Below are 1,949 nucleotides of genomic sequence, written 5' to 3' on the forward strand. Positions count from 1 at the left end.
CAACCCCCCCCCCCCCGTCTGGGGGGCGGTGGGGGGGGGCGCGGTGGGGGGGGCGCCGCCATCAGTCTGGTCAACGCCGGGATCGGTGTCACCGTGCAACCGGAGTGCCTGGTCGGTCACGAATGGACCGGCCGCGTCGCCGTGCTCGACTTCGCCGAGCCATGGGCGGAACGGCGGATCCACCTCGCCACCGCCCGCGGCCACGGGTTCAGCCCGGCCACAAAGATCCTCATCGAATGGCCGACGATCTCTGAGGCATCGCATTCCGTCGTCTTCGCGAGGATAATTGTCAGCGGATGACAGGTTCGTCTACGACCAGGAGTCAGCGATGATCCACAGCCACCGGGCGTTCTCCCACCTGGTCCACGCGATGGGTGAGGATGCGTTCGACGACGACCAGTTGCGTCATGCGGCCTGGATCGCGCGGTGCGTCGGCCGCGGTCCCACCGCACCACTGAGCCTCGGCGAGTTCACCGAACTCGCTGACCGGGTCGAGGTCGGACCACTCGCGGCCGGGTCGCTGGTGTTCTCCGCGGGTGCACCCGCCGAGGGGGCGTGGATGGTGAAGCATGGCCAGGTCGAATTGTCGGTGGGTTCCGGGCGGGGTCGTGCGGTCGTCGATGTGCTTCGTCCCGGCGACGTCGACGGTGACATCGCACTGCTGCTGGGGATGCCGATGGCCTATACCGCGCGCACGCTCACCGAAGCGAGCTGCCTGTTCCTGCCCGCTTCCGCCTTCGAGTCGCTGCTCGCCACCGATCCCGCGATCGCACGCCGCTGGTTTTCCAGTGTCGCCCAGCGGGTTTCGTCCGGTCAGGGACGATTGATCAACATGCTCGGCCGCCCGCTGCCCACCCAGGTCGCCCAGCTGCTGCTCGACGAGGCCGTCGACGGCTCGGTCCAGATCACCCAGCGCACCCTCGCCGCCATGCTCGGCGTGCAACGCCCGTCGTTGACCAAGACCCTCAAGGAGTTCGAGCGCCACGACCTGATCAGCATCGACGATGAGGCCATCAGCATCATCGATGCCGAACGACTGCGTCGGCTCGAGTCAGCCCACTGAATACCGGTACCCGTTCGGCGCTAGCGCTTGCGGCCGATCCCGCCGACGATGCAGTGGCGGACGTCGCTGAGCGGGGTGAGGTGTGGGCCGTCGGGCCACCAGTCGTCGCAGCGGACCAGGCCCGGTTCGACCATCTCCAGATCACCGAACATGGCCTGGATCTCGTCTCTGGTCCGGAAGCGGCCGCTGCCCATCGGGCTGTGGATGAACTTCTCTTCCATCGTGCGGGCCAGTTCGCTGTATTCGGGCGTCTGCGGGTCGTGGAAGTGGGCGATCGCCACGAACGAACCCGACGGCAGTGCGTCGATATAGGTCTGCACCAGCGCGGGCCCGTCCTCGCCCAGGTAGTGGTGCAGGGTGCCCATGTGGAACAGCGCCAGCGGGCGGGTGAAGTCGAGTTCGGTGCGGACCGTCTCGTTGCCGAGCACCTCTAGCGGGCGGAAGATGTCGGCCTCGGCGATCCGGGTGCGGCTGTTGCCTGCCAGCAGGGCCCGCCCGTGCACGAGCACCGACGGATCGTTGTCGACGTAGACCACCCGCGACTGTGGGTTGACACGCTGGACCACCTGGTGGGTGTTCTCGGCGGTGGGCAGGCCGGAGCCGAGATCGAGGAACTGGTCGATCCCCGACTTGGCCAGGAACCGGCACGCGCGGATGAGGAAATCGCGGTTGGCCCAGGCCAGATCGTTGACCTGCGGTGCGACGGTGCGAACCTGGGCCAGCACCTCGCGATCCACCTCGTAGTTGTCTTTGCCGTTGAGCGCGGCATCGTAGACGCGGGCGCGGGGGGCGCCCCGGGGGTGGAACCCCCCCCCGCCCGCGCGGGGGGTGGGGGCCGCGGAGATGGACAAACAGGGCCCCCCCGCGCACAGAGCCGAGGGGCAGC

3 protein-coding genes are annotated in these 1,949 nt (G+C 68.5%); 2 read left to right on the plus strand and 1 reads right to left on the minus strand.

What is annotated here, in order from left to right:
• On the plus strand, positions 1 to 300 hold a 300-nt coding region (locus tag ACFWPJ_RS31560; protein WP_378856986.1), incomplete at its 5' end, for a LysR substrate-binding domain-containing protein.
• 28 nt (positions 301 to 328) lie between these two features.
• Positions 329 to 1,063 carry a Crp/Fnr family transcriptional regulator gene (locus tag ACFWPJ_RS31565; protein WP_378856988.1) on the plus strand — a complete coding sequence of 245 codons (735 nt, stop codon included), beginning with the start codon at positions 329 to 331 and terminating at the stop codon, positions 1,061 to 1,063.
• A gap of 20 nt (positions 1,064 to 1,083) precedes the next feature.
• Here the strand turns inward: ACFWPJ_RS31565 and ACFWPJ_RS31570 are convergent, their stop codons facing one another.
• Positions 1,084 to 1,914 carry an SAM-dependent methyltransferase gene (locus tag ACFWPJ_RS31570; RefSeq protein WP_378856990.1) on the minus strand — a complete coding sequence of 277 codons (831 nt, stop codon included), beginning with the start codon at positions 1,912 to 1,914 and terminating at the stop codon, positions 1,084 to 1,086.
• Positions 1,915 to 1,949 lie beyond the last annotated feature (35 nt).

The sequence above is a fragment of the Nocardia sp. NPDC058497 genome (genome assembly GCF_042720195.1).
Lineage (GTDB): Bacteria > Actinomycetota > Actinomycetes > Mycobacteriales > Mycobacteriaceae > Nocardia.